This window comes from Streptomyces roseoviridis (genome assembly GCF_039535235.1).
GTDB lineage: Bacteria > Actinomycetota > Actinomycetes > Streptomycetales > Streptomycetaceae > Streptomyces > Streptomyces roseoviridis.
In genome coordinates, this window is record NZ_BAAAWU010000001.1 from 5,350,125 (window position 1) to 5,376,062 (window position 25,938).

The window sequence follows — 25,938 nt, forward strand, 5'->3', positions numbered from 1 at the left end:
AGTTCTGAAAGTCCGTCAGGAATTCACAGCCCACGTGCGGTGCCGGGAGGCAGTCGGCCATGACCGAGCTTGTGGAGCACGGAAAACTGTTCGTCGGCGGCGAGTGGGCCGATCCGCTCGGCGGTGAGGTCATCGAGGTGGTCTCGCCGCACACCGAGGAGGTCATCGGCCGCGTCCCGCACGCCTCGAAGGCCGACGTCGACCGGGCCGTCGCCGCCGCCCGGCGGGCCTTCGACGAGGGGCCGTGGCCGCGGTGGACGCTGGAGCGGCGGATCGAGGCCGTCGCGCGGATCAAGGACGCGATCGCCGTGCGGCACGAGGAGATCGCCCGCGCCATCAGCTCCCAGAACGGCTCCCCCTACTCCTGGTCGGTCCTCGCCCAGGCGCTGGGCGCGATGATGGTGTGGGACTCCGCGATCACGGTGGCGCGGGAGTACGCCTACGAGGAGCGCCGCTCCGGAGTCCTCGGGCCGCTGCTCGTGCGGCGCGAACCGGTCGGGGTGGTCGCGGCCGTGGTGCCGTGGAACGTCCCGCAGTTCACCGCCGCCGCCAAGCTCGGACCCGCGCTCCTGGCCGGCTGCACCGTCGTCCTCAAGCCCTCCCCGGAGACGCCCCTCGACGCGTACCTCCTCGGCGAGATCGCGGCCGAGGCCGGGCTGCCGGAGGGCGTCCTGTCGATCCTGCCGGCGGACCGGGAGGTCAGCGAGTACCTGGTCGGGCACCCGGGCGTCGACAAGGTCTCCTTCACCGGATCGGTCGCGGCCGGCAAGCGCGTGATGGAGGTCGCCGCCCGCAACCTCACCCGCGTCACCCTGGAGCTCGGCGGCAAGTCCGCGGCCGTGATCCTGCCCGACGCCGACCTGGAGGCCGCCGTCGCCGGGATCGTTCCGGCCGCCTGGATGAACAACGGGCAGGCGTGCGTCGCCCAGACCCGCATCCTCGCCCCGCGCTCCCGCTACGAGGAGTTCGCCGAGGCGTTCGCGGCGGCGGCCGGCGCGCTCGTGGTCGGCGACCCGCTCGACCCCGCCACCCAGGTCGGCCCGCTCGTCGCCCGCCGCCAGCAGCGGCGCTCCCTCGACTACATCGGCATCGGCCAGGCCGAGGGCGCCAAGATCCTGACCGGCGGCGGCCGTCCGGCCGGCCTGGAGCGCGGGTGGTACGTCGAGCCGACCCTCTTCGGCGGCGTCGACAACGCGATGCGCATCGCCCGCGAGGAGATCTTCGGCCCGGTCATCTGCCTCCTGCCGTACGGGGACGAGGACGAGGCGCTGCGGATCGCCGACGACTCCGACTACGGCCTCAGCGGCAGCGTCTGGACCGGCGACGTCGAGCACGGCATCGACTTCGCCCGCAAGGTCCGCACCGGCACCTTCAACGTCAACACCTTCAGCCTCGACATGCTCGGCCCCTTCGGCGGCTACAAGAACTCCGGCCTGGGCCGCGAGTTCGGACCCGAGGGCCTGTCCGCCTACCTGGAGCACAAGATGATCCACCTGCCCGCCGGCTACGACGCGCCGGGCGGGGCGTGATGGGCGACCGCTGGCACGTGGAGGTCGACCGGAGCGTCTGCATCGGCTCCGGCATGTGCGTCGTCCACGCCCCGGACGGCTTCCGCCTCGACACGGCCCGCCAGTCCCGTCCGCGCGAGCCGGAGGCGGACGCGAACGAGCGGGTGCTGGCGGCGGCGGAGGGCTGCCCGGTGGAGGCCATCTCGATCACGCTCGTGGACGGAGGAGAGCCGGTCTTCCCGCCGGAGGAGTAGGGGCCGGGACTGCGGACCGGAGCAATGCGGGGCGTGAGCACCGGGGGAGTGGGAACCGCCGGAGTGGGGACCGCCGGAGTGGGGACGGGGGGCGTGGGGACCGGGGCCTGCGCCCCCGTGCGAGACTCCTGCGGCGACGCCGGGCGGACGGCGCCCCGGCCGTCGCCGGACAGGGGCGGGAGACGGGCATGCGCAGGACAGGGTGGGTGCGGACCGGCGTGATCGGCGTGGCCGTGGCCCTCGCGCTGGGCGCCGGCGGCTGTGGCGCGAAGGGCACCGGCGGCGACCACGGGAAGGGCAAGGGCGGCGGCGGCGTCGGCGCCTCGGGGAGGTCCGGGGACGCCGGGGCGTACACGAAGGCGCGGGCGCGGGCGGAGCTCGACGCGTCGGCCGCGGACGCCGGAGCCCCGCGCAACGACCCGCGGTGGGTCGCGATGGAGAAGAGCGCCCAGGCGTCCCGTTCCCCGCTGGCCTGCGTGGTGCAGTACCAGGGCTTCGGAACCCGGGGGAAGCGGCTCGACCTCCCGCGGTTCGAGGCGGTGGTGGGCGAACTCCGCGAGCGCGGCTGGCAGCGGTCCGGCGAGCGGGAGGAACGCCGGGCCGGGGACGGGACGGTCAGCGAGGCCCGGCAGGCGTTCACGAAGCGCGGATGGAGCCTGGTGGCGATGTACTGGGGCGTTCCGGAGACCGGGCGCATCGGCCTGGTCGCCACCGAGGACGCCTGCGTCGCGCGGGCCGGAGGCGAACCCGGGCAGGGGTTCCCTCATGCAAAACTACTCCCTTGATCACGGGGGCAAGGGGCCCTTGTGCGCGCTGATTCGGGAGTGTTGTGCGCAAGGCGAAGTGGGCGGCCGCGGCCGCCGGTGTGGTGCTGCTGGTCGCGGGCTGCGGGAGCACGGGCGGTTCCGACAAGGGCGGTTCCTCCTCGACCGGCGGGAGCTCGGCCTCGGCCGGGTCGACCGGGGGCGGCTCGGAGGCCGGTGGCGGCGAGGAGTTGACGGCCGACGCCGTCAGCAAGGAGATCGAGACCGCGGCGACGGCCGCCGGCTTCACCCAGGACGCCTCCGGCGAGCAGATCCCGCCCGGCCTGGAGAAGTGCATGGTCTCCTGGACCCCCGACGCGGAGAAGGCCGCCGACCCGAAGAAGTCCTACGCGGACACGGTCGCGGCCCTCGGCAAGGGCGGCTGGAAGACCGGCCAGAGCCTCACGCAGGGTGGCTCCACGGTCCAGACCCTCACCAAGGCCAACTGGCTGCTGAAGGCCAGCGACCACAGCACGGGCCCGGTCAAGATGGTGATGTTCATCGCCAGCGACTCCTCGCCCGTGTGCGAGGCACTGTTCAAGGCCGACCTGGAGAAGAGCAAGAAGTCCTGACCCCGGCCGCCGACGGCGCGGCCGCCTCGGGCCCGCCGCGCCCGTCCGCCCAAGGCGGCCCCGCCCCGGCCCCCGCGCCGGCGGACGGGCGGGGAGCCGGGACCCCACCGGTGAAGCGGCCGTGTCGGCACCCCGTGACACACTCGTCCCCTGATCCGGGGCGAACGGCCCCGTGATCCGGGGAGGGGACACAGTGGGAAAGAAGAGACGGACCGTCTCGGCGGCCCTGGCCGGGCTGGCCCTGACACTCGGGGCGGCGGGCTGCGGGGCCGAGGACGAGGCGGCGAAGACGCCACCGCCTCCGCCGCGCCCAGCGGGGACCGGCCCGCTCACGAAGGACGTGGTACGGGCGGACGTCGACGGGGCGGTGGCCGCCGCCGGCCTGCCGCGGAACGCGGAGGACTACGGCCAGTTGGCCGACAAGGGCTCCGGCCGCCTTCCGGCGGCGTGTTCGCTCGCTTTCAAGAGCTTCGACGAGGAGTCCACACCGGTGGACCTCTCCCGCTACGACACGGTGGTCGGCGCCCTGCGCGACCGGGCCTGGCAGCCGGCCGGGGAGCGCAAGGAGCGCAAGGCCCGGGACGGGACCGTCGGCGTCGCCGAGCAGCTGTTCGAGCAGCGGGGCTGGTTCATGGTCACCGAGTACCGCGAAGCGGCGGACGGCCAAGGAGTGGTCACGCTGCGCGCCCACGACATCGCCTGTGTCAAGAAGTCCGGCATCCTCGATCAGGATCCGACGGCGGGCTGACTGGCTGACCGGGCACAGGAGGAGCGAGGCGGCGACCGCGCCACCCCCGGTGGCGGGACCGGCGACCGGCAACCTCGGCGCCCCGCCGAGGCCCGCTCAGCGCCCCAGCGAGGCCCGCTCAGCGGCCCCCCGGCGCCCCCGTCGCTCCCGGCGCCGTCAGGTCGATCAGCCGGCAGACCGTCTCGATGTCGATCTTCACCTGTGCGATCGAGGCCCGCCCCGACAGCCAGGTGATCAGCGCCGAGTGCCAGGTGTGCTCGATCACCCGCACCGCCGACAGCTGCTCCGGCGTCGGGTGCTCCGCCCCCATCGCGTCCAGGATGATCGCGGTGGTCAGCCGCGACACCGTGTCCACCTCGGGGCTCACGCTGCGGTCCGCGAAGGTCAGTGCCCGCACCATCGCGTCCGCGAGATGCGGCTCCCGCTGGAGCGCCCGGAAGGCCCGCATCAGCGTCTCGGCCACCCGCTGCGCCGGGTCCTCGCCCGCCGGCGGGCGCTTGCGGAGCGTGGTGTGCAGGTGCTGGAGCTGGTCCTGCATCGTGGCGACCAGCAGATGGATCTTGGACGGGAAGTAGCGGTAGAGCGTCCCCAGCGCCACCCCGGCCGCCTCGGCGACCTCCCGCATCTGTACGGCGTCGAAACCGCCCCGTCCCGCGAGCTGCGCGCTGGCGTGCAGGATGCGCCGGCGGCGGGCCTCCTGGCGCTCTGTCAGGGGCGGTGTCGCAGGTCTGTCTTCCGCGGTCATGGGGGTCCCGTTCCGTGCGGTGCCGTGCGGTGGCGGAGCGACAGTATGGCGGGGCGTCCGCCGTGGCGCGAATCACCTGATCCGGATCTCGCGACGGAGCTACCTGCCGGTAGATTCTGTGCTCCTCGAAGGATCAAGAGATCGGTCGAGCGGGTAGGTCGAGCGGGGCGGTCGTGCGGACCGGTCAAGCAGATCAAGAAGATCCCGGACGATCAAGTCTGTAACTTGTTCTAGATTAGCGCGGGCGGTTACGCTCGCGCGAAAAGCACGCTCGAAGGGGGTCCCAGATGACCGCGGAGGCCGTAGAGGCAAGCCCCCGACCGGGCGCCGGCCCGGGCGGTGACCGTCCGTTGCGGATCGCTCTCCTCACGTACAAGGGGAACCCGTTCTGCGGCGGCCAGGGCGTCTACGTCCGCCACCTCTCCCGCGAGCTCGCCCGCCTGGGCCACAGTGTCGAGGTCATCGGCTCCCAGCCGTACCCCACGCTCGACGAGGGCGTGCCGCTCACCGAGATCGCCAGCCTCGACCTCTACCGCCAGCCCGACCCCTTCCGCACCCCGGGCCGCGACGAGTACCGCGACTGGATCGACGCCCTCGAGGTCGCCACCATGTGGACCGGCGGCTTCCCCGAGCCGCTCACCTTCTCCCTGCGGGCCCGCCGCATGCTCGCCGCCCGCCGCGGCGACTTCGACGTCGTCCACGACAACCAGACCCTCGGCTACGGGCTCCTCGGCGGCCCCCGCGCGCTGGGCGCCCCGCTCGTCACCACGATCCACCACCCCATCACCGTCGACCGGCAGCTCGAACTCGACGCCGCCGCCGACTGGAAGCGCCGCGCCTCCGTACGCCGCTGGTACGCCTTCACCCGCATGCAGAAGCGGGTCGCCCGCCGCCTGCCGTCCGTCCTCACCGTCTCCGGCACCTCCCGGCAGGAGATCGTCGAGCACCTCGGCGTCCGCGAGGACCGCATCAAGGTCGTCCACATCGGCGCCGACACCGACCTGTGGTCCCCGGACCCCTCCGTCGCCGAGGTCCCCGGCCGGATCGTCACCACCTCCAGCGCCGACGTCCCCCTCAAGGGCCTGGTCCACCTGGTCGAGGCGCTCGCGAAGCTCCGCACCGAACACCCCGACGCCCACCTCGTCGTCGTCGGCAAGCGCGCCGAGGACGGGCCCGTCGCCCAGGCCATCGAGCGCTACGGGCTCGACGGCGCCGTCCGCTTCGTCAAGGGCGTCACCGACGCCGAGCTCGTCGACCTCTACCGCTCCGCCCAGGTCGCCTGCGTCCCCTCCCTCTACGAGGGCTTCTCGCTGCCCGCCGCCGAGGGCATGGCCACCGGCACCCCGCTCGTCGCCACCACCGGCGGCGCCATCCCCGAGGTCGCCGGACCCGACGGCGAGACCTGCCTGGCCGTCCCCCCGGGCGACGCCGGCGCCCTCGCCGCCGCGCTCGGCCGGGTCCTCGGCGACGCGGAGCTGCGCGCCCGGCTCGGCGCCGCGGGCCGGGAGCGGGTGCTCTCCCGCTTCACCTGGGCCAGGGCGGCCCAGGGCACCGCCGAGCTCTACCGCGAGGCCCTCGCCCGCCACGGCCGCGTCGCGGCCCCCCGCCCCTGACACCGCGGCCACCCCCTCCGCGCAGCCACTGAAAGGCAGACCCCGTGCTGACCGTCGACTTCACCCGCTTCCCGCTCGCCCCCGGCGACCGCGTGCTCGACCTGGGCTGCGGAGGGGGCCGGCACGCCTTCGAGTGCTACCGGCGCGGCGCCCAGGTCGTCGCCCTCGACCAGAACGGCGAGGAGATCCGCGAGGTCGCCAAGTGGTTCGCCGCCATGAAGGAGGCCGGTGAGGCCCCGGCCGGCGCCACCGCCACCGCCATGGAGGGCGACGCGCTCAACCTGCCCTTCCCCGACGAGTCCTTCGACGTCGTCATCATCTCCGAGGTCATGGAGCACATCCCCGACGACAAGGGCGTGCTCGCCGAGATGGTCCGGGTCCTCAGGCCCGGCGGACGCATCGCCGTCACCGTGCCCCGCTACGGTCCCGAGAAGGTCTGCTGGGCGCTCTCCGACGAGTACCACGAGGTCGAGGGCGGCCACATCCGCATCTACAAGGCCGACGAACTCCTCGCGAAGATGCGGCAGGCCGGCCTCAGGCCGTACGGCACCCACCACGCCCACGCCCTGCACGCGCCCTACTGGTGGCTCAAGTGCGCCTTCGGCGTCGACAACGACAAGGCGCTGCCGGTCCGCGCGTACCACAAGCTGCTGGTCTGGGACATCATGAAGAAGCCCGCCCTGACCCGGATCACCGAGCAGCTGCTCAACCCGGTCGTCGGCAAGAGCTTCGTGGCGTACGCGACCAAGCCCCACCTCCCGAAGGCCGACGCGGCCACCGCCAACGCGGCCACCGCCGACGCCGCCACCGGGTCCGCCGCCACCGCCACGGGAGACACGGCCAAGTGACCTCTCCCGAGCGGATCGCGGAACACCTGGTCCTGCCCGGGGTCCTGACCGCCGAGCAGGCCGCCGAGACCGTGGCCGGCATCCTCGCCGCCCAGCGCGAGGACGGCGCCATACCCTGGTTCCGCGGACACCACCTGGACCCCTGGGACCACACCGAGGCCGCCATGGCCCTCGACACCGCCGGGGAGCACGAGGCCGCCGCCCGCGCCTACGCGTGGCTGGCCCGGCACCAGAACACCGACGGGTCCTGGTACGCGGCCTACCACGACGGCGACCCCGACGACGTCACCGACCGCGGCCGCGAGTCCAACTTCGTCGCGTACATCGCCGTCGGCGTGTGGCACCACTACCTGTCCACCGGCGACGACGCCTTCCTCGACCGGATGTGGCCCGTCGTCTACGCCGCCGTCGAGTTCGTCCTCGGCCTCCAGCAGCCCGGCGGCCAGATCGGCTGGAAGCGCGAGGCCGACGGCACGCCCGTGGCCGACGCGCTGCTCACCGGCAGCTCCTCCATCCACCAGGCGCTGCGCTGCGCCCTGGCCATCGCCGAGGAGCGCGAGGAGCCGCAGCCGGACTGGGAGCTGGCGGCCGGCGCCCTCGGTCACGCGATCCGCCGCCACCCCGAGCGCTTCCTCGACAAGTCCCGCTACTCGATGGACTGGTACTACCCGGTCCTCGGCGGCGCGGTCACCGGCCCCGAGGCCAAGGCCCGCATCGACGCGCGGTGGGACGACTTCGTCGTGCCGGGGCTCGGCGTGCGCTGCGTGCTGCCCAACCCCTGGGTCACCGGCGGCGAGAGCTGCGAACTCGCCCTGACGCTGTGGGCCATGGGCGAGTCGGACCGGGCCCTGGACGTCCTCGCGTCCATCGGACACCTGCGGGCCGCCAACGGCGCCTACTGGACCGGTTACGTCTTCGAGGGCAACCGGGCCTTCTGGCCCGAGGAGCAGACCACCTGGACCGCCGGTTCGCTGCTGCTCGCGGTCGCCGCGCTCGGCGGCGACGAGGCGACGGTCGCCGTCTTCGGCGGCGAACGCCTGCCGCGCGGCCTCGAACCCGACTGCTGCGCCTGACCGTCCGGGCCGTCCTCCCCCACAGGAGGACGGCCCGGACCGTTACGGGAAGCGGACGGACGGCCCGGCTCGGGTCCGGGCCGCCGTCGCGTCAATGGCGACGCAGCAGGCGCCCCGCCACGAAGTGGCCGACGACGAGGTAGACCACGGCGGCGAGGCCGTAGCCCGCGACGACCCGTGCCCATGCCTCGTCGAAGGTGAAGAGGTCGTGCGACCAGCCCGCCAGCCAACTGGCCACGCTGCGGACGAACTCGACCAGACCGTTGGCCCGGTTCGCGTCCAGCAGGTACATCAGGATCCACAGGCCGATGATGGCCGCCATGACATCGGCGAGGACGACGATCACCCTCGCCGCTTGCGTGGTGTTACTCCGTCCGGAATTCATATCCCTCGGATTGCCGCGCTTCGCCGTCCGAAACCCGCCCGGAACGGGTCCGAGACCCGTTCGGAGGCGACCGGGTGGCGCGGCCCCGGGGCGGGGGCGAGGCTGACGCCACAGTCCCCGAGGCCCCAGGGAGGTCTCACCGTGCCCACCTCGCTCCGAGCGCGCCGCGCCGCCGTCGCCCTCTTCCTGTCCGGCGCGCTCCTCGCCACGACCGCGGCCTGCGGCGGCGACACCTCCCAGAGCATGACCACGGACACCCGGGCCACTCCGGCGGCGACGGCATCGGCGACCTTCGAGCAGCAGAGGCTGGCCAAGACCCGGTTCGTGGCCAACGCGGGCCTGGCGGCGGGCGCCACGTACCAGTGGATCGTCAAGCCGTACCGCGCGGGGAAGTTCAAGAAGGGCGCCGACGGCCGCACCGTCGCCCTGGTGAAGGCGGGCCTCGCGGGCGCCTTCACCTACAACCGGCTCAAGGCGGCCGTGAACAACGCCAAGGGCGACGCCCTGCTGTCGAAGGCGGTGGCCCCGCTGAGCGCGGGCATCGACTCCCTGAAGGACCTCGGCACCAAGCTCCGCAAGGGCGAGGCCACCGAGGGCGACATCGGCGCCTTCGAGAACGTCATCAACGGCGTGAAGGACGCGGGGAAGAGCGCGGGCGCGGAGGTCGTCGACAAGGTCCCGAGCACGTCCCAGCTCAGCGGCGGCTGAGCGGCGGCTGAGCGGCGGTCCGGACCGCGTCGACCCGTCCTGGGGCCGACCCGGCCGTCCCGCGCCCCGGGGCACGCCGTGTCCCCGCCCGTCCCCGCCCGTCCCGGGTCCGCCCGGCCGACCTCAGCCGCCCAGCTCCGCGAGCACCCGCAGGGTCGCCGGGTCCGGGGACGTGACCAGGAGGTCCGTCACCGGGCCCTCGCGCCACCGCGCGAGCCGTTCGGCGATGCGCTGCCTCGGGCCGACCAGGGAGATCTCGTCGGCGAAGGCGTCCGGCACGGCGAGCACCGCCTCCTCGCGACGGCCCGCCGCGAACAGCTCCTGGATGTTCCGGGCCTGCGTCTCGTAGCCCATCCGGGCCATCAGGTCGGCGTGGAAGTTGCGGGTCGCGTGGCCCATGCCGCCGATGTAGAAGGCGAGCATGTGCTTCACCGGCAGCAGCCCGGCGGTGATGTCGGCGCAGACCTGTGCCCGCACCATCGGTGCCACCGTGAAGCCGTCCGGGAGCCGGTCCGGCAGGTCGTACGCCTCGGCCCACCGGGTGGGCGACCAGTAGAGCGGCAGCCAGCCGTCGGCGATGCGCAGCGTCTGGGCGACGTTCTTGGGGCCCTCGGCGCCCAGCAGCACGGGCAGGTCGGGCCGCAGGGGGTGGGTGATGGCCTTGAGCGGCTTGCCGAGGCCGGTGCCGTCGGGACCGTCGTACGGGTGGGGGTGGTAGCGCCCGTCGAGGGTGAGAGGGCCCTCGCGGCGCAGCACCTGCCGCACCACGTCCACGTACTCGCGGGTCGCGGTCAGCGGCGAGCGCGGAAACGGCCGCCCGTACCAGCCCTCGACGACCTGCGGCCCGGACAGCCCGAGTCCGAGCAGGACGCGGCCGCCGGAGAGGTGGTCGAGGGTGAGCGCGTGCATGGCGGTGGCGGCCGGGGTGCGGGCGGCCATCTGCGCGACGGCCGTGCCCAGCCGGACGCGGGAGGTGTGGGCGGCGATCCAGGTGAGCGCGGTGAAGGCGTCGGATCCCCAGGACTCGGCGGTCCACACGGAGTGGTAGCCGAGGCGTTCGGCCTCGCGGGCGAGTGCGAGGTGGGCGGGGGAGGGGCCGCGGCCCCAGTAGCCGAGGGCGAGTCCGAGTCGCATGCCGTCTCCCGCCTTCCCGGTCCGCCGACAATGCCTGACGATCCGTCAGGTGCGTCCGGCGGGCACTGTACGGCAACGGCCCCCCGCCCGGAAGGGATCCGGGCGGGGGGCCGTCGGTGCTGCGGAGTGCCGGGGCCGGTCAGCCCCGCTGGATGCCGGTGGTGTCCTGGAGGACGCCGCGGCGGCCGTCCTGCGTCTGCGCGACCAGGGCCTGGCCGCGCTGCTCGACCGCCAGGTACCAGGTGCCGGGGGCCAGTTCGGCGATCGGCGCCGCCGAGCCGTCCTCGCCGTACAGCGGGCGGGCCACCGGCACCGCGAACCAGAACGGCTGGAAGTCCGAGGCCGGCGCCTGGGCGGCCTGCGGCTGCGGCTGCGGCTGGGAGTCCTGCGGGGCGTGCGGCTGCGGCTGCGCGGCCTGCGGCTGCGCGCCGTAGGGCTGGCCGCCGAGCGACGGGTCGGGCTGGGCGCCGTACGGCTGCTGCTGGGCGCCGGGGTAGCCGTAACCACCGGGGACGCCCTGCTGGCCCGGGTGGCCGGGCTGCATGCCGTAGGGCTGCGGGGTCTGCGGCCGCGGGGCGCCGAGGAGCGGGCCCTGCAGGGCCGGGACCAGCGGGCCGGCGATCGCGGCGGCGGCCAGGATCAGGGCGGCGATGAGGCCGAGGATCAGGCCCGCGCCGGCGTTGCCGGACTCGAAGACCCACATCAGCAGGGTCCAGGCGGAGGCGACGGTGAACGCCGTGCCCACCTGGCCCAGCTCCAGGCCGGCCACCTTGCGCTGCTGCGGCAGGGCGCGCGAGAGGACCACGAGGGCGGCTCCGGCGATGCCCAGGAAGAAGGAGCCCCAGCCGAGCGGAGACGCCTCCCACGAGTTGGGGGATTCGTACGAGTCGCAGAGGTTGCCCGGGGCGTCACAGCCGGAGATGCCGAGGAACGAGGCGATGAACAGCACCACCGCTGCACCGATCAGCACGCCATCGCCTCGGGTGAGGGAGCGGATATTCACGTAAGGAGTCCTTCGTCGGGTCGTCTCGTCGGGGTGGCGCGAAGCACGGGGGCGGCCCCATCGTACGGAGGGAATCTATCGTTCGCCCGAACGCTCCTCGGTCCTACCCCTCCAGGTAGGTGCCGATGCCGTCCGCGATTCCCTGTGCCGCCCTCTGGCGCCACGCGGGGTCGGTCAGGAGCGCGGCGTCCTTCGGGTCACGCATATTGCCGCATTCGAGGAAGACCTTGGGCACGGTTGAGAGGTTGAGTCCCCCGAGATCGTCGCGGACGTCCAATCCCGTACCGGAGCCGAGGTAGTTGGCGGGCCGGGCACCGGTCGCGCGGGCGAACGCGGCGGCCAGTTTCTCGCCGAGGGTACGGGACGGGCCGACGATCTTCGCGGTGTCGGCGCCGCCGCCGCTCACCCGCGCGGGCAGGATCACGTGGAATCCCCGGTTCCCGACCGCCGAGCCGTCCGCGTGGACGGACACGACGGCGTCGGCCCGGGCGCTGTTGCCGATCCGGGCGCGCTCGTCGATGCAGGGCCCGTAGGGGCGTTCGGCGTCGTGGACGAGGACCACCTTGGCGCCCTGCTTCGTCAGGAGGTCGCGGAGGCGGTGCGAGACGTCGAGGGTGAAGGCGGCCTCGGTGTACCCGGCGTCCGTGGAGGTGCCGGTGGTGTCGCACTCCTTGCGGTTCGTCCCGATGTCGACCTTCTTGTTGATTTCCTCCGTGTGGCGGAAATTGCCCGGGTTGTGGCCGGGGTCGACGACGATCGTCCGCCCGGCGAGCGGGAGCGCGGGCCGTGCGGCACCCGAGGTCGAGGCGGTGGCGGTCGCGGCGGTGTGCTTCGCGTCGCCGCTACGGGACCCCTGGGGGGCCTCCGCCGCGCAGGCGGTCAGGGCCAGCGGCAGTGCGAGCGGCAGGGCGAGGGCGAGGAGCTTCCGGTGGTCGTACGGCACCCCGCGACTTTAGGCGGTCCGGCCACGGAATGCCCGCAGCGGGCGGCGTGTGTGAGAACTCGGTGAAGGGTAAGGAGGGAGCACCATCACGATGACCACAGAGGGGGACCTGTGGCGGGGGAAGAACCGAACGACGCGCGCCCGGAACCGGCGCCGTGGGAATGGACCGGACGCGCGGCGGGCCAGGAGGGGACCGGGGGGACCGGGGCTTCCGACGGATCCGGAGCTTCCGACGGATCCGGTGAATCCGGCGGGTCCGGGGGGTCCGGCGTCCCCGTGGGCCTGCCACCGGCTCCGCCTCCACCGGCGGCGCTCCCTCGGCCACCGGCCGTGGCACCGCCTCCGCCACCGGCCCCGCCGCCGCATCCGCCGCTGTACGACACGGGCCCGCCGCCCGGGCCGGGGTACCAGGCCGGGCCGCCCCCCGGGCCGGTGTACGGCACGGCCCCGGCGCCCGCGCCCCCGGCCCCGCCCCAGCCCTGGCCGAACGCCGTGGCCGCCGGCCTCCTCGACCTCTCCGGCCTGGGCCTCGGCCATGTGCTGCTCCGGCAGTGGATCGGAGCCGTCGTCTGCTGGGCGGCCACCGTCGCCCTGCTCCTGACCGCCCTGCCCGCCGAACCCGAGGGCGTCCCGACCGGCGTCCTCGTCGCCTACGGTGCCTTCCTGCTCCTCGCGTGCGCGGACGCCGCCCGGCGCGCGCGGCGCGTGCCGCTGCCCTCCTGGGCCTCCGCGCGCCGCGCCCTCGTCGTCCCCGTCGCCCTGGTCCTGCTCGCGGTGCCGGTGGGCGGCGCCTTCGCGTACGGCGCGGCCCGCGACGAGGCGAAGGAGCAGCGGCTCCTCGACCTCCTCGCCTCCGCCGACCGGCTCGTGAAGGAGTCCCAGGGCCAGAGCTTCACCAGCGTCGAGTCGACCTACCGCACCGCCCTCACCGCCTACCAGCAGCTCGGCACCGAGCACGCCGGCTCCCGCGCCGGAAAGCTCGTCCCCGACCGCCTGCGGGCCTACTACAAGGCGGTCTCCGCCCCGTACGAGAAGAAGGATCACTGCCAGGCCGTCCCCGCCCTCACGCATCTGCGCGCCCTGCCGGACACCGTCGACCGCGCCCTGCTCGGCGACCTCGTCGGCAAGGCCGACGAGCCGCTGGCCGAGTCGTGGTTCGAGTGCGGCACCCGGACGGCCGGCTCGGCGGGCCAGGAGGCCACGGCGGGCGAGCACCTCAACGCCCTGCTCGACACCTTCCCGCAGTCGCCGTACGCGCAGAAGATCGAACCGACCCTCCGCGAGACCCTGCGCACCCACGACCGGTCGACCGGCGCCGCGCCCTGCGACACCGCGACCGAGCTCCGCCGCTTCGACACCACCGTCGACCTGCTGCCGAGCGCCACCTTCGGAAAGCTCGCGAAGGACACCGAGCGGGCCATCCAGCGCGGCGACTTCGCCTGCGGACTCGACCACTTCAAGAAAAAGGAGTTCACCGAAGCGGTCTCGGCGATGAACGACTACGTCAAGGCGTACCCGTCCAGCCCGCAGACCCCCCAGGCCCGGAACGTCGCCATCGCCGCCGAGATCGCCGCGGAGTCCCCCGCCGCCGGCGCCCGGGTGCCCTCCGCCGCCACCTCCGACGGCTCCGGCCAGGTCATGGTCGTCAGCAACGACGGCCCCGGCGAGGTCGAACTCCTCTACACCGGACCGGTGACCGGCCGGATCACCCTGCCCGCCTGCGCCGGCTGCAAGACCTATCCGGCCGTCCTGCCGGTCGGCGGCAAGAACAAACCCTGCTCCGGCCCGTCGTCCACGTACCCGAAGCGGACCCTGACGCTGCCCCCCGGCACCTACCACTTCCTCCAGAAGCGGGACGGCACGGGCACGTCGTCCGCCGTCCGCAAGGCCAGCAAGGACACGATCGAGTCGGGCTACAGCTACACCAACTGCCTGTACGTCACCACGCTGTTCCAGTGACACGGCAAGCGGAAAGGGGAGTTGACAGGTCCGCGGCGGTCCCGCCAGAGTCCCGGCAGGTGGACACGAACGATCTTTCACCCGCCGAGCTGAGGGTCTGGCACGCCTTCCCCAAGGGCGCCGCCGTCGACTTCCGCACCACCGAGGACGAGGACGCCGCGGACGGCGCCGACTGGGGCCCCGAGCGGACCGTCCGCGCCGAGGTGCTGCGGGCGCTCCTCCTCAACGGCCCGCTGGAGGACGGCGAGATAGCCGCCCTCCGGCTGTCCGGCGCCCGCATCAGCGGCGCGCTCGACCTGTCGTACGGAGTCGTCGACCACGCCCTGCGGCTCAGCGACTGCCACTTCGAGCAGGCCCCCGTGCTGTACGCCGCCCGGCTCCGCACGCTCAAACTCGACGGTTCCGTCCTGCCGGGCCTGGCCGCCGCCACCGTGCAGGTCGAAGGCATGGTGTACCTGAGCGGCTGCCGCTTCCACGGCCTGGTGCGGCTCGGCGGCGCACGGATCGACGGCGCGCTGTTCCTGGACGGCTGCCGGATCACCCCGGACCCGGAGGACACGGAGAAGTGGCCCGCCCTCCGCCTCGGCCACGCCACCATCGGCGACAACCTGTGGGCGCCCGGACTGCGCGTCGACGGCGAAGTGCGGCTCAGCGGCGCCTCCGTCGCCGGAGCGGTCACCCTCGACCACGCACGGCTCAGCCACCCCGGCGACGTCGCCCTCGACGCCCAGACCCTCACCGTGGGCACCGACGTCCACATGCGGTACGCGCACGTCGAGGGATGGATCGGACTGCGGGGCGCCCGCGTCCCCGGGCGGCTCGACCTCTCGTACGCCGAGCTGTCCCACACCGGCGACATGGCGCTGCGCGCCTCCAGCGCCGTCATCGGCGAACTCTGGCTCCGCAAGAGCCCGCCCATGGAGGGCGCCCTCAACCTGCGCCGGGCCCAGATCGACGTCCTGTTCCTCGAACCGGACGTCCTGCCGGACGAGGTGCTGCTCAACGGCCTCGTCTACACCACCCTCACCCCGCACGAGCCCGCCCAGCGCCGCCTGCCCATGCTGGACCGGGACGGCGACGGCTACCTCACTCACGGCTACGAGCAGCTGACCGCCGCCTACCTCCGCACCGGCGACGACGAGGCCGCCCGCGTCGTCCAGCTCGCCAAGCTCCGCCGCCACCGCCGCACCCTGCCCTGGCCCGGCCGCCTCTGGGGCCACCTCCAGGAGGTCACCGTCGGCTACGGCTTCCGCCCCCTGCTCGCCTGCGTCTGGCTGCTGTCCCTGCTCGCCGTCGGCTCGGTCGTCTACGGCCTGCACCACCCGCGCCCGCTGAAGGCCGACGAGGCACCCGACTTCCACCCGGTGTTCTTCACCCTCGACCTGCTGCTGCCGGTGATCTCCTTCGGCCAGGAGGGCGCCTTCGCCCCGGAGGGCTGGTACCAGACGCTCTCCTACGCCTTCGTCGTCGCCGGCTGGATCCTCGCCACCACGGTCTTCGCGGGCGTCACCCGCAGCATCAGCCGCGGCGCAGGACCCGGAGGGAATCCGTGACCGAGACCTCCTGGAAGTCGCCGGACTCCAGCGCCCGCAGATAGATGCGGTACGGGGCCTGGCCGCCGTCCTCCGGGTTCGGGAACACGTCGTGGATGACCAGCAGGCCCCCCGGCGCCACCTTGGGGGCCCAGCCCTCGTAGTCGGCCGTCGCGTGCTCGTCGGTGTGCCCGCCGTCGATGAACACGAAGCCCAGCGGGCCGGTCCAGACGCGGGCCACCTGCGGCGAGCGGCCGACCACCGCGATCACGTGGTCCTCGAGGCCCGCCTTCCGCAGCGTGCGGCGGAAGGTCGGCAGCGTGTCCATGAGCCCGACCTCCGGGTCGACCACGGTCGGGTCGTGGTACTCCCACCCAGGCTGCTGCTCCTCGCTGCCCCGGTGGTGGTCGACGGTCACCGCGACCGTCCCCGCCCGCCGGGCCACGTCCGCCAGCAGGATCGTCGAGCGCCCGCAGTACGTGCCGACCTCCAGGAGCGGCAGCCCGAGCTTCGCGGCCTCGGCCGCCGCCTCGTACAGCGCGAGCCCCTCCTTGACCGGCATGAAGCCCTTCGCGGCCTCGAAGGCGGCGAGGATCTCGGGGCTGGGCTCGGTGAGGACGTCGGCGGCGGCCATGGGGGCTCCTACTGGCGGGTACGCGGTTCTGGGCGCCCATCGTGCCCTATGCGTCGCACTCGAACCACACCGTCTTCCCGTCCGCCCCTTCCACCACCCCCCACCGGTCCGTCACGGCCTCCACCAGCGTCAGCCCGCGCCCGCCCTCGGCGAACGGCTCGGCGGCCTTCGCGGCGAGCGTCACCCGCTCCCCGTCCGCCACCTCCACCCGCAGCCCGTGCGGCTCCCGCAGGATCAGCACCGTGCACCGCCGGCCGGGCACGTGCCGGACGACGTTCGCGACGAGCTCGGTGAGCGCGAGCGCGGAGGCGTCGTACAGAGGATCGAGCCCCCACCGCGTGAGGAACATGCGCAGGATGCGGCGCATGTGACCGGCAGAGTGCTCACTCACGGTGAAGCCCATGCGGTAGGTCGTGCCAAGTTCCGCAGGGTAGAGGTCTGTTGCCTGATTCATGCCTCCAGATTGGAGCGCTCCCGTTACGCTCGGCTACCAGGTGGAACCAACGCGTGAAAGCGTGACCTTGGGGGTGAACCTCGCCGTGGCCAACATCAGGAACCTCGATCCCAGTGCCTCGCCGCTGGACTACTACGGCTACGAATTACGCAGGTTGAGGGAGGAGGCGGGGCTCAAGCAGGACGAGCTCGGCGGGATCCTCTTCTGCACGGGCTCGCTGGTGGGCCAGGTCGAGACGGCGAAGAAGGTGCCGACGCGGCGCTTCTCGGAGCAGCTGGACGCGGCGCTGATGACGGGCGGGCTGTTCTCCAGGTTGATCGGCCTGGTGCTGAAGAGCCAGTTGCCGAACTGGTTCCAGCCGTACGCGGAGATGGAGGCGAAGGCGACCTACATCTACTCCTTTCAGGCGGGAGTGGTGGACGGCCTCCTCCAGACCCCGGAGTACGCCCGGGGAATCCTCGGCGTACGGACGGACGGTGACCTCGACGCCAAGGTGGCGGCTCGTCTCGAAAGGCAGCGCATCCTGGACCGTGAGACCCCGCCGTTGTGTTGGGTGGTCATGAGTGAGGCGGTGCTCCGACAGGAGGTCGGCGGCCGTGAGGTGATGCGAGCCCAACTCGCCCACCTGTTGCGTATGCAGGAGCGGGAGTGGGTGAAGATCCAGATCCTGCCGTTCTCGGCGGGAGCGCACGCCGGGATGCCGGGCTCGTTCAACCTCCTGCGCTTCGAGGAGGACCCCGACATCGTCTACACCGAGGACTTCGTCCAAGGGCACATGACCGCCGATGCAGCCGCCGTCAGGGAAGGGTTCCTCCGTTACGATCACTTGCGGGCCGCCGCCCTTTCCGTGGAGGACTCGGCCGCACTGATCGCCCGGGTGATGGAGGAACAGTATGGGGACCGAGCTGAACCTGACCGGAGTGAGCTGGCGTAAGTCCTCGTTCAGTGGCGACACCGGCGGCGACTGCGTCGAGTGCGCGCCCCTCGGCGCCGCCGCCTGGCGTAAGTCCTCGTACAGCAGCGACACCGGCGGGCAGTGCATCGAGGTCGCCGATCTCGCCGCCCACGTCGCCGTCCGGGACTCCAAGAACCCCACCGGCCCCCACTTCCTCGCCTCCCCGGCGGCCTTCACGGCGTTCGTGACGGCCGCTGCCGAGGGGCGGCTCCGCTGACATGAGCGGGGGCGGGGGGTGGTGGGTCCTGGTCGAGTCGACCGAGTGGGCCGGGGACCGGTGGAAGCTGGCGCGTACGGTTCCGGTCGACGGCGGGAGGGAAGCGGCCGTCGAGCAGGCGGCCGAGCTCGCCCGCCGGTGCGACCTGCGGGGTGACGAGGCTCGTCAGCCCAGGGCGTACGGCCGGCGGGTGTTCCGGACGTCGGAGGTGAGCTGGCTCGTCGTGGTCAGCCACTCGGCCTGGAACGACGTCTACAAACGCGTTCACACGGACACCAAGCACCTCCGCATCTCCGTCGCGGAGCTGGAGCACGAGGACGAGACCCCGCCCGGCGAGCCGCCCGCCAAGAAGGGTGTCCTCCGGTCATGGCGACGCTCGTAGGGATGCCGGCGACGGTCGCGGCCGTGGTCCTCGCTCGGCGCGTGTGGAGGGTGGTGGTCCGGTGAACGAGTCGGAGAGGTCGTCGCGGCCGACGCGGCCGTTGCCGCCGACGCCGTTCGATCCCGAGGTGGCCGCCGCTGTCGATGCCGTGGATCCGGCGTGGCGGGAGCCGGTCACGCCGGAGAACCTGGCGGACCGGCAGGCACGCGACGCGGCGAGCCGGCCGCGGCCGACGGTCGAGGAGCTGCGGGCGGGCGGTCTGTTCGCGGTGGAGGAGCTGCGGGTGCCGGGGCCCCCGGGGGCGGCGGACGTGACGCTGGTGAGCGCGCGGCCGGCCGGGCTCGGAGGTCCCCTGCCGCTGCTCTACTACATGCACGGCGGCGCGATGGTCATGGGCAACGCCCGGTCCGTGCTGCCCACGGTGCTGCGCGAGTGGGCGCTGCCGTTGGGGCTCGCCGTGCTGTCCGTGGAGTACCGGCTTGCGCCCGGTGTGCGCTACCCGGAGCCGTTGGAGGACTGTTACGCGGGGCTGGTGTGGGCGGCCGGGCACGCGGCCGATCTCGGCGTGGACCCCGGCCGTATCGTCATCGGCGGCAAGAGCGCGGGCGGCGGTCTCGCCGCGGCGCTCGCCCTGCTGGCCCGGGACCGAGGGGGCCCGGCGGCGCTGGGGCAGATCCTGCTCTCGCCGATGCTGGACGACAGCCTGGCGACCTTCTCCTCCCACCAGATGTCCGGCATCGACATGGGGGACCTCGTCTCGCACGAGACCGCGTGGCAGGCGTACCACGGCGACCTCCGCCACTCCGCCGACCTGCCGCCGTACGCGGCCCCCGCCCGCGCGACGGACCTGTCCGGACTGCCCCCGGCGTACGTGGAGGTCGGGTCGGCGGAGATGTTCCGCGACGAGGGCGTGGCCTACGCCGGCGGCATCTGGCAGGCGGGCGGCCAGGCCGAACTGCACGTCTGGTCCGGCGCCTGCCACCACTTCGACGGACTGGCCCCCCGCGCCGCCGTCACCCAGGACGCCCGCGACGCCCGCACCCGCTGGCTCCGCCGCCTCCTCGCGCAGGCCGGGACCGGCCAGGAGACCCCACCGGCGGAAGCCTGACGGCTCGGCCGCCGGTGGGGGCGTCCGCCGGGACGACGGTCACCAGCGTTCGTACACGGAGAACGGCGGCATGCTGTCGTCTGCGTGGACCAGGATCACCAGGTCCTGGTAGGCGAGCACGCCCGCGATGGACCGCACCTCGGAATCGCGGAAGGACCGGTCGTCCTCCTCGTCGCCCGTGGCCGCGTCGAGGACGGTCATCAGGTCGCCGTGCCGGTGGCCGCGCGCCGCCGTCACCCGGCCGTCCGTCACGTCGAAGTCGTCCCCCGCGACCTTCGTTCGCCACAGCTGGTCACCGCTCGCCAGGTCGAAGGCGACGATCCCGCTGAAGGACGTGCTCTCCCCGTCCCCGGCCCAGACGCTCGCGAAGAGCCGTCCGCCCTCCACGCGCGTGCTCATGAGCTTGCCGTAGTCGCCCCCGCCGGCGATCCTGGCCCGCGTGCGGCCGTCCGGCCCGTAGGAGAGGACCCCGCTGGTCTTCCCGTCGGCTTCGTAGACGCGTACCGTCGGCGGATCCGCGGACAGCACGCGCAGCTGGGCGTCCTCGTCCACACCGCGCCGGGCGTCGACGGGCACGGTCCACCGCGTCTTGCCGTTCGCGGGGTCGTACGCGAGGAGCGTGGCCTCGGCGCCGCACATCAGGGCGGCGACCACCTGCTTCGGGGCGAGGGCGAGGTCGTGCGGGTCGCAGCCCTTCGGCAGGGGCGCCGTCCAGCGCGGGGCACCCGTCTTCAGGTCGACGGCGCGCAGCCGGTCCCCGTAGTGGAGCACGCCGAGTCCGCCGCCGGCGGTGGCCACCTTGTCCAGGAAGCCCGCCGCGACACCGTCGGTGCGCCACAGTTCCCGGCCGTCGGCGAGGTCGACAGCGACGACGGTGGCACAGTCCTCCTCCGTCGGCCTCGCCTGGCGGTAGGCGACCATGGAGACCCCGGCGGCGGCGTGGTGGTTCGTGGCGCAGATCTCCGCCCGGTCGGGCACGAGGTATTCCCAGCGCTTCTTCCCCGACCGGACGTCGAAGGCCGTCACGGCGTCGGCGCGGCTACGGACCACCGCGTCGCCCGCGAGCGAGACCTCGCCTCCGTCCTCGCTCGGCACGGTGTCACGGGGGCCGTCCCAGACCTTGGCCATGGAGAAACCAGGGGCATAGCCCGAGGCGGGCAGGATGACGGCGGCGATGAGGCCGCCGAGGAGAAGGAGTATCCCGACGAGGGTCGCGAGTGGCGCGAGGCACCCCTTGACGAACCCGGTTCCCTGGCCGGTTCTGTCCGTGCCGTTCGTTTCTGCCGTCATGCGATTCCCACCCCTGGTCCAACCGGCGAAGCGTCAACAGGCTAGGCGTTCACGGCCGATGGCGTCCCGCGGCTGACCCGTCGTACAGGGGCGGCGCGGCCACGGTGAGGAGCGAGAGGCGCGCGAGGGAGGGCCGCGTTCGAGGGGCAACGCGACATCGAGGGCTGGACGCAGGACGTGTACCGGGTCGAGGTCGGCTCCGTCCTGCGCGGGAACCTGCGCGGGACGGTGAGGGTCACCTACGGCCGTGACGAGGGCGCCACCGGCCGGCTGGTGGACGGCACGACGTACGTCTTCGCCACCCACGCCTGGGCGGACACGGTGAAGGACGGTCACGCGCAGCTGTTCCAGGGGCCGATGGAGCCCGTGGACGACGCGCAGCTGTCCGCGTGGAAGCGGGCGGCGGCGCTTCCCGTGGTGCCGTAACGCCGCACCGCGGCCGGGGCGGTGGCCCTTGCCCGGGCCTACGATGCTCCCGACGAACTCCTGCGGGTCGCGGTGCCCGGGGGGCGAGCACGTGTACCGGCTCTCCGCCGTGGGCTCGTGGTCGGACCCGGACGACCCCGGCGCCGTCTACGGGCCCGACGCACCGCCCGCGCCCCCTCCGCTCCTGACCGCTCAGGAGCGGACCTGGATCAGGCAGCAGCGGCTGCGGCAAGGAGAGGAACCGTCCGTGCTCGTCGCGTTCGACTCACGCGGGAACATGACCAGACGACCCTCCAGACCCCGGATCGGCATCATGCTCGCCGCGCTGGGGCGGGGGAACGAGCACATGGTCCTGCAGCGGCTGGACGACGAACGCGAAGGCGACTGGTACGTCCAGGTCCGCCTGCGCGACGACAACGTCTACCAGCTGGAACACCGCGACGGCAGGGCGGCGGAGCACTACTGGACGCTCACCGTCTCGCAGGACAAGGTGCGCGACGCCCTGCTCGGCTGGGCCGCGGGCAAGGCGGACTGGCGCGGCGGCTTCATGTGGAACAGGATCGGCGCGGAGCCCGACGGGCAATGCGACGGTCCGGCGGACGGCGGCTGACGCCTAGCCCCCCTGGGCGGCCCCGGCCCCGGCCGCCGCCCCCGTCAGCACCGCCCGCAGCCGCTCCACGCCCGCTCGCCACGGGCCCGCCTCGCCGCTCTCGGACCACAGTTCAAGGAGCTCCGAGTCCTTGCCGAGGACGCGGTCGAGGGCGGCGACGGCCGCCGGGCGGAGCTCGGGCGGGAGCGGCGGTATGGGCTCCTCCGGGCCGTACGCGGTGGTGACCGGGTCGCCGCCCGGGCACTGCGCGGCCACCAGGGCCGCCGCCGCGACGGCCTCCACCGCCAGGTCCGCGTCCAGGTAGTCCTCGCCGGTGTCGGTCACCTCGCGGAACGCCGCCAGGAGCACGTCCGCCCGCTTCTCCGCCGGGGCCTCGTCGACCGTGTACGAGAAGTCGGCGGCGGTGTCGTTGTCGAAGGGGCCGATGTCCCAGGTGCCCATGGCGTGCTCGCTCTCTCTGCTGCTCCGTGAGGTGCCCTGCTCCCGCATCGTGACAGGCACCACTGACAGTGCCCCCCTCCGTGGAGGGGGGCACGTGCTGCCCTAGAGCGCGTCGGTCAGGCGGTAGACGGCGAACATGTCGCTCTTGCGCGGGTCCTCGCCCCCGTTGGGCCAGTAGGACGCCTCGACGCCGACCCAGCCGCGGAAGGTGCCGGTGTCGTCGATGACCTGGTACATCGGCTTCACGTGCGAGTTGCCGGTGTAGCAGGTCTCGCCCCGCTCCAGGGCCAGGCAGCTGCACCAGTGCCACATGGTGTCGCGGCGGTCGATGTTGGACAGCTTCTGGAGGTAGTACTGGATGGAGGAGACGTTCGCGGCGGTGCCACCCCCGTAGTGGGGGCAGCCGCCCTCCTTCTGGCAGGCGGCCGACGAGCTCGGCTGGAGGTACGTCAGGCACCACGTGGTGGTGTCACAGGTGCGGAAGTTGCGGTGCCCGAACGTGCCGGCGATGGGCTGGGTCACGTCCTTGGCCCAGGACGTGCCCTGGAGCTTGATGTCGGCCGGGTGGGACTGCACGGAGGACATCGCACGGCGGGTGGTCAGGGGCGCGTTGGAGCCGTAGGCGTAACCGGTGGTGGCCTTGGTGTTGTAGAGGAAGGACAAGCGGGCCAGGTTGGTGCCGGTCTCGATCTTCCACTGCTCGGTCCACGCGGTGGCGTGGTTCCAGGAGATCCACACGATGGGCGTGGCCACGCCGTCGATCGTCACCGTGCGCAGCTCGTAGACGCCGGTGCGCAGTTCGGTGGGGGCGCCGGTGAAGCCGCCGGCGGTCTTGATCTCGCAGGCGAGGACGTGGGTGGTGCTCTTCAGGTCGTTCGACGAACAACTGCTGTCGGGCACGGTGCCGGTGCCCACGCGGGCCTTGGGCACGGCGTGCTCCCAGACGTACATGCGGGCTGCGACCGTGCCGGCGGCGGCGTCGAACTCGTACGTGCCGAGGCGGACCCAGTTGTTGCGGGCGGCATCCCGGAGGTGACCGAGGGAGACGACGTAGTTCGCCTTGCCGCCCGGCAGCTCCTGGGCGTCGGCCTGGGCCGGCAGGACGGTCGCGGCGGTGGCCGCGACGGCCACCAGGAAGGCCATGGCGAGGGTGCGTGCGATACGGAACATGCGGCCGATTATGGCGGTCCTGACGCGAGCATGATCGCGTGATGCGGGCGCGTGACCCGGCGCGTGAACCAACGGGTGGGCCGGCGGGTGGGCGTCCGCGAACAGCCGCGTACAGCCGGCAACCCCGTCGCGCGGGCAACCGCGTGCCCGATCGTGCCGACTGCCGCGCGCCCGGCCGCGCGCGAGCCGGACCCGCATCGCATCTGACCTTCCGTCAGATTGAAACGTGTTCTAGTCTGCCGTGCCATGGGCATCGCCATCACGCACGAACAGCGGGAGCTCGCCCGATCCGTCCGCGGCTGGCTCGGCCGCGCCGTACCGCGCGAGGACGTCCGCAAGCACCTCGACGTCCCCGGCCTCGCCACCGGCCGGCCCGCCTACTGGGACGGCGCCGTCGCGCAGGGCCTCACCGGCATCCACCTCCCCGAGGAGCACGGGGGCGGGGGCGGCGACCTCGTCGACCTCGCCGTCGTCCTGGAGGAGACCGCACGGGCCCTGCTGCCCGGACCGTACCTGCCCGACGTCCTCGCCGCCGAGCTGATGCACCGCGCGGGGCGCGGCCCGGAGGCCGCCGCGCTCGCCGCCGGGGAGCGGATCGGGGCCGTCGCCCTCGGCGCGGGCGCGCTGACCGCCCGGCGCACCGGCGGCGGATACGTGCTCGACGGCACCGCCCCGCCCGTCCTCGGCGCCGCGGCCGCCGACCTCCTCGTCCTCGCCGCAGCCGGCGCCGACGGGACCGTCTGGCTCGCCGTGGACGCCACCGCCCTCGCCGTACGCCCGCACCGGAGCGCCGACCCCACCCGGCCGACCGCCGAGGTGACCGCCGACGGCGTCCGCGTCCCCGCGAGCCGCGTCCTCGCCCTCGACTCCGTCCTCGTCCGCGACCTCGCCGCCGTCCTCTTCGCCGCCGACGCCTGCGGCACCGCCGCCCGCGCCCTCGACCTCGCCGCCGAACACGCCCGCAACCGCGTTCAGTTCGACCGGCCCATCGGACGGTTCCAGGGCGTCAAACACCTCTGCGCCGACATGCTCGTCCGCCTCGAACAGGCCCGCGCCCTGACCTGGGACGCCGCCCGCGCCGCCCGCGAGACGGAACCGGCCGTCCGGTCCCTGACCGCCGCCCTCGCCGCCGCCACCGCGCTCGACACCGCGTACACCGTCACCAAGGACTGCATCCAGATCCTCGGCGGCATCGGCTTCACCTGGGAACACGACGCCCACCTCCACCTGCGCCGCGCCCTCGTCGCCCGCCAGCTCCTCGGCCCCGGCGACACCCACCGCCTCACCGCCGCACGCCTCACCGCCGCCGGCACCCGGCGCACCCTGCGCCTCGAACTCCCCGCCGAGGCGGAGGAGTTCCGCGCCGCCGCCCGCGAGGCCCTCGCACCCGCCGCCGGACTCGACCCGCGCGCCGCCCGCCGCGCCCTCGCCCCCACCGGCTACGCCGCCCCGCACCTTCCCGAGCCGTACGGACTCGGCGCCGGACCCGTCCACCAGCTCGCCGTCCAGCGGGAGATGGACGCCGCCGGCATCACCCTCAGCCCGCTGTCCGTCGCCACCTGGGTGATCCCCTCCCTCATCGCCCACGGCACGCCGGCACAGCGGGAGCGCCACCTCGGGCCGACCCTGCGCGGCGAACAGCAGTGGTGCCAGCTCTTCTCCGAACCGGAGGCCGGATCCGACCTCGCCTCCCTGCGCACCCGCGCCGAGCGAACCGCCGACGGCACCGGCTGGCGGATCAACGGACAGAAGGTCTGGACGAGCGCCGCCCAGGACGCCGACCACGGCATCCTCCTCGCCCGCACCGACCCCGACGCGCCCCGGCACCGCGGCCTCACCTACTTCCTCGTCGACATGCGGAACACCCCCGGCATCGACATCCGGCCGCTGAAGGAGATCACCGGCGAGTCGCTGTTCAACGAGGTGTGGTTCGACGACGCCGTCCTGCCCGCCGACGCCGTCGTCGGCGAGGTGAACGACGGCTGGCGGGTCGCCCGCCACACCCTCGGCAACGAGCGCGTCCACATGGCCGACCAGGTCGCCTCCGGCACCGGACTCGAAGCGCTCGTCAAAGCGGCGGACGGCGCCGGAAGCCACCTGCGCGCCCGGACCGGCGCCCTCGTCGCCGAGGCCCACGCCCTCGCCTGCATCGGCCTGCGCACCGCCCTGCGCCAGGTCTCCGGCCTGGAACCCGGCCCCGGCGCGAGCGTCCGCAAACTCGTCCAGACCCTCCACCAGCAGAAGGTCGCCGAACTCGCCCTCGAACTCCTCGGCCCGGCGGGCGCGGTGGCGGAGGGCCCGGGGGAGCGGGCCGTGCACGGACTGCTCATGTCGCGCTGCCTGACCATCGCGGGCGGGACCACGCAGGTCCAGCTCAATGTCGTCGCCGAGCGGCTGCTCGGCCTGCCGAGAGACTGAGGGGG

28 protein-coding genes are annotated in these 25,938 nt (G+C 73.5%); 18 read left to right on the forward strand and 10 right to left on the reverse strand.

The window, feature by feature from the left end; genetic code table 11:
* Window positions 1-59: 59 nt before the first annotated feature.
* From ABD954_RS24155 to ABD954_RS24175, 5 genes are all read left to right on the forward strand, one after another.
* A complete protein-coding gene (locus ABD954_RS24155) occupies window positions 60-1,529 on the forward strand; it encodes an aldehyde dehydrogenase (protein ID WP_345488775.1) in 1,470 nt (489 codons plus the stop codon).
* Window positions 1,529-1,762, forward strand: a complete 234-nt coding sequence (locus ABD954_RS24160; protein ID WP_345488777.1) for a ferredoxin — start codon at window positions 1,529-1,531, stop codon at window positions 1,760-1,762. Before ABD954_RS24155 ends, ABD954_RS24160 begins: the two co-directional genes overlap by 1 nt.
* Window positions 1,763-1,950: 188 nt before the next feature.
* The gene (locus ABD954_RS24165; protein ID WP_345488778.1) at window positions 1,951-2,547 is read left to right on the forward strand and encodes a hypothetical protein; all 597 of its coding nucleotides are present in this window, start codon (window positions 1,951-1,953) and stop codon (window positions 2,545-2,547) included.
* A 44-nt stretch (window positions 2,548-2,591) separates the two neighbouring features.
* Window positions 2,592-3,137 carry a hypothetical protein gene (locus ABD954_RS24170; protein ID WP_345488780.1) on the forward strand — a complete coding sequence of 182 codons (546 nt, stop codon included), beginning with the start codon at window positions 2,592-2,594 and terminating at the stop codon, window positions 3,135-3,137.
* Window positions 3,138-3,330: 193 nt separating this feature from the next.
* A complete protein-coding gene (locus ABD954_RS24175) occupies window positions 3,331-3,885 on the forward strand; it encodes a hypothetical protein (RefSeq protein WP_345488782.1) in 555 nt (184 codons plus the stop codon).
* Window positions 3,886-4,003: 118 nt separating this feature from the next.
* On the opposite strand, the gene ABD954_RS24180 is transcribed toward ABD954_RS24175, so the two are convergent.
* A complete protein-coding gene (locus tag ABD954_RS24180; RefSeq protein ID WP_345488784.1) occupies window positions 4,004-4,630 on the reverse strand; it encodes a TetR family transcriptional regulator in 627 nt (208 codons plus the stop codon).
* 287 nt (window positions 4,631-4,917) lie between these two features.
* Between ABD954_RS24180 and ABD954_RS24185 the strand changes: the two genes are divergently transcribed.
* From ABD954_RS24185 to ABD954_RS24195, 3 genes are read left to right on the forward strand one after another with little or no spacing between them, the layout of a single operon-like run.
* Window positions 4,918-6,243, forward strand: a complete 1,326-nt coding sequence (locus ABD954_RS24185) for a glycosyltransferase family 4 protein (RefSeq protein ID WP_345488785.1) — start codon at window positions 4,918-4,920, stop codon at window positions 6,241-6,243.
* A gap of 44 nt (window positions 6,244-6,287) precedes the next feature.
* The gene (locus ABD954_RS24190) at window positions 6,288-7,091 is read left to right on the forward strand and encodes a class I SAM-dependent methyltransferase (protein ID WP_345488787.1); all 804 of its coding nucleotides are present in this window, start codon (window positions 6,288-6,290) and stop codon (window positions 7,089-7,091) included.
* Window positions 7,088-8,164, forward strand: a complete 1,077-nt coding sequence (locus ABD954_RS24195; RefSeq protein WP_345488789.1) for a prenyltransferase/squalene oxidase repeat-containing protein — start codon at window positions 7,088-7,090, stop codon at window positions 8,162-8,164. The genes ABD954_RS24190 and ABD954_RS24195 overlap by 4 nt, the downstream gene beginning before the upstream one ends.
* A 91-nt stretch (window positions 8,165-8,255) precedes the next feature.
* On the opposite strand, the gene ABD954_RS24200 is transcribed toward ABD954_RS24195, so the two are convergent.
* On the reverse strand, window positions 8,256-8,549 hold the full coding sequence (locus tag ABD954_RS24200) for a hypothetical protein (RefSeq protein ID WP_345488791.1): 294 nt from the start codon (window positions 8,547-8,549) through the stop codon (window positions 8,256-8,258).
* 141 nt (window positions 8,550-8,690) lie between these two features.
* Between ABD954_RS24200 and ABD954_RS24205 the strand changes: the two genes are divergently transcribed.
* The gene (locus ABD954_RS24205) at window positions 8,691-9,257 is read left to right on the forward strand and encodes a hypothetical protein (protein ID WP_345488792.1); all 567 of its coding nucleotides are present in this window, start codon (window positions 8,691-8,693) and stop codon (window positions 9,255-9,257) included.
* 123 nt (window positions 9,258-9,380) lie between these two features.
* Here the strand turns inward: ABD954_RS24205 and ABD954_RS24210 are convergent, their stop codons facing one another.
* From ABD954_RS24210 to ABD954_RS24220, 3 genes are all read right to left on the reverse strand, one after another.
* Entirely contained in the window at window positions 9,381-10,391 is a 1,011-nt protein-coding gene (locus tag ABD954_RS24210) for an LLM class F420-dependent oxidoreductase (protein ID WP_345488794.1), read from the reverse strand.
* 139 nt (window positions 10,392-10,530) lie between these two features.
* The gene (locus ABD954_RS24215; RefSeq protein ID WP_345488796.1) at window positions 10,531-11,394 is read right to left on the reverse strand and encodes a DUF5336 domain-containing protein; all 864 of its coding nucleotides are present in this window, start codon (window positions 11,392-11,394) and stop codon (window positions 10,531-10,533) included.
* Window positions 11,395-11,497: 103 nt separating this feature from the next.
* Window positions 11,498-12,337: an N-acetylmuramoyl-L-alanine amidase gene (locus ABD954_RS24220; protein WP_382745766.1), complete on the reverse strand. Its 840-nt coding sequence runs from the start codon at window positions 12,335-12,337 to the stop codon at window positions 11,498-11,500.
* 492 nt (window positions 12,338-12,829) lie between these two features.
* Here ABD954_RS24220 and ABD954_RS24225 point away from each other — a divergent pair, with 492 nt between their 5' ends.
* Both ABD954_RS24225 and ABD954_RS24230 read left to right on the forward strand, forming a co-directional pair.
* Entirely contained in the window at window positions 12,830-14,296 is a 1,467-nt protein-coding gene (locus ABD954_RS24225; RefSeq protein WP_345488798.1) for a hypothetical protein, read from the forward strand.
* Window positions 14,297-14,355: 59 nt separating this feature from the next.
* On the forward strand, window positions 14,356-15,849 hold the full coding sequence (locus ABD954_RS24230; RefSeq protein ID WP_345488799.1) for a membrane-associated oxidoreductase: 1,494 nt from the start codon (window positions 14,356-14,358) through the stop codon (window positions 15,847-15,849).
* Here the strand turns inward: ABD954_RS24230 and ABD954_RS24235 are convergent.
* Together ABD954_RS24235 and ABD954_RS24240 are read right to left on the reverse strand one after the other, a co-directional pair.
* Window positions 15,815-16,462: a class I SAM-dependent methyltransferase gene (locus ABD954_RS24235; RefSeq protein WP_345488801.1), complete on the reverse strand. Its 648-nt coding sequence runs from the start codon at window positions 16,460-16,462 to the stop codon at window positions 15,815-15,817. The genes ABD954_RS24230 and ABD954_RS24235 overlap by 35 nt on opposite strands.
* Before the next feature lie 46 nt (window positions 16,463-16,508).
* Window positions 16,509-16,865, reverse strand: a complete 357-nt coding sequence (locus ABD954_RS24240) for an ATP-binding protein (RefSeq protein WP_345492438.1) — start codon at window positions 16,863-16,865, stop codon at window positions 16,509-16,511.
* A 136-nt stretch (window positions 16,866-17,001) separates the two neighbouring features.
* Here ABD954_RS24240 and ABD954_RS24245 point away from each other — a divergent pair, with 136 nt between their 5' ends.
* From ABD954_RS24245 to ABD954_RS24260, 4 genes are all read left to right on the forward strand, one after another.
* Window positions 17,002-17,850: a helix-turn-helix domain-containing protein gene (locus ABD954_RS24245; RefSeq protein ID WP_345492440.1), complete on the forward strand. Its 849-nt coding sequence runs from the start codon at window positions 17,002-17,004 to the stop codon at window positions 17,848-17,850.
* Window positions 17,810-18,088, forward strand: coding sequence for a DUF397 domain-containing protein (locus ABD954_RS24250; RefSeq protein ID WP_345488803.1), 279 nt, complete (start codon window positions 17,810-17,812; stop codon window positions 18,086-18,088). Before ABD954_RS24245 ends, ABD954_RS24250 begins: the two co-directional genes overlap by 41 nt.
* A 1-nt stretch (window position 18,089) precedes the next feature.
* Window positions 18,090-18,470: a hypothetical protein gene (locus ABD954_RS24255; RefSeq protein WP_345488805.1), complete on the forward strand. Its 381-nt coding sequence runs from the start codon at window positions 18,090-18,092 to the stop codon at window positions 18,468-18,470.
* A 127-nt stretch (window positions 18,471-18,597) separates the two neighbouring features.
* The gene (locus tag ABD954_RS24260) at window positions 18,598-19,578 is read left to right on the forward strand and encodes an alpha/beta hydrolase (RefSeq protein ID WP_345488807.1); all 981 of its coding nucleotides are present in this window, start codon (window positions 18,598-18,600) and stop codon (window positions 19,576-19,578) included.
* Between the two features lie 39 nt (window positions 19,579-19,617).
* Here the strand turns inward: ABD954_RS24260 and ABD954_RS24265 are convergent, their stop codons facing one another.
* Window positions 19,618-20,868: an outer membrane protein assembly factor BamB family protein gene (locus tag ABD954_RS24265; RefSeq protein WP_345488809.1), complete on the reverse strand. Its 1,251-nt coding sequence runs from the start codon at window positions 20,866-20,868 to the stop codon at window positions 19,618-19,620.
* A 177-nt stretch (window positions 20,869-21,045) separates the two neighbouring features.
* Here ABD954_RS24265 and ABD954_RS24270 point away from each other — a divergent pair, with 177 nt between their 5' ends.
* Complete coding sequence (locus tag ABD954_RS24270) at window positions 21,046-21,294, forward strand: hypothetical protein (RefSeq protein ID WP_345488811.1); 249 nt, start codon at window positions 21,046-21,048, stop codon at window positions 21,292-21,294.
* Window positions 21,295-21,385: 91 nt separating this feature from the next.
* Entirely contained in the window at window positions 21,386-21,904 is a 519-nt protein-coding gene (locus tag ABD954_RS24275; protein WP_345488813.1) for a hypothetical protein, read from the forward strand.
* 3 nt (window positions 21,905-21,907) lie between these two features.
* On the opposite strand, the gene ABD954_RS24280 is transcribed toward ABD954_RS24275, so the two are convergent.
* Both ABD954_RS24280 and ABD954_RS24285 read right to left on the reverse strand, forming a co-directional pair.
* Window positions 21,908-22,345 (reverse strand): DUF4259 domain-containing protein, encoded by a 438-nt coding sequence (locus ABD954_RS24280; protein WP_345492442.1) that lies wholly within the window; start codon window positions 22,343-22,345, stop codon window positions 21,908-21,910.
* 102 nt (window positions 22,346-22,447) lie between these two features.
* Entirely contained in the window at window positions 22,448-23,515 is a 1,068-nt protein-coding gene (locus ABD954_RS24285; protein ID WP_345488815.1) for a hypothetical protein, read from the reverse strand.
* A 246-nt stretch (window positions 23,516-23,761) separates the two neighbouring features.
* Between ABD954_RS24285 and ABD954_RS24290 the strand changes: the two genes are divergently transcribed.
* Window positions 23,762-25,933: an acyl-CoA dehydrogenase family protein gene (locus ABD954_RS24290; RefSeq protein WP_345488817.1), complete on the forward strand. Its 2,172-nt coding sequence runs from the start codon at window positions 23,762-23,764 to the stop codon at window positions 25,931-25,933.
* Window positions 25,934-25,938: the final 5 nt, after the last annotated feature.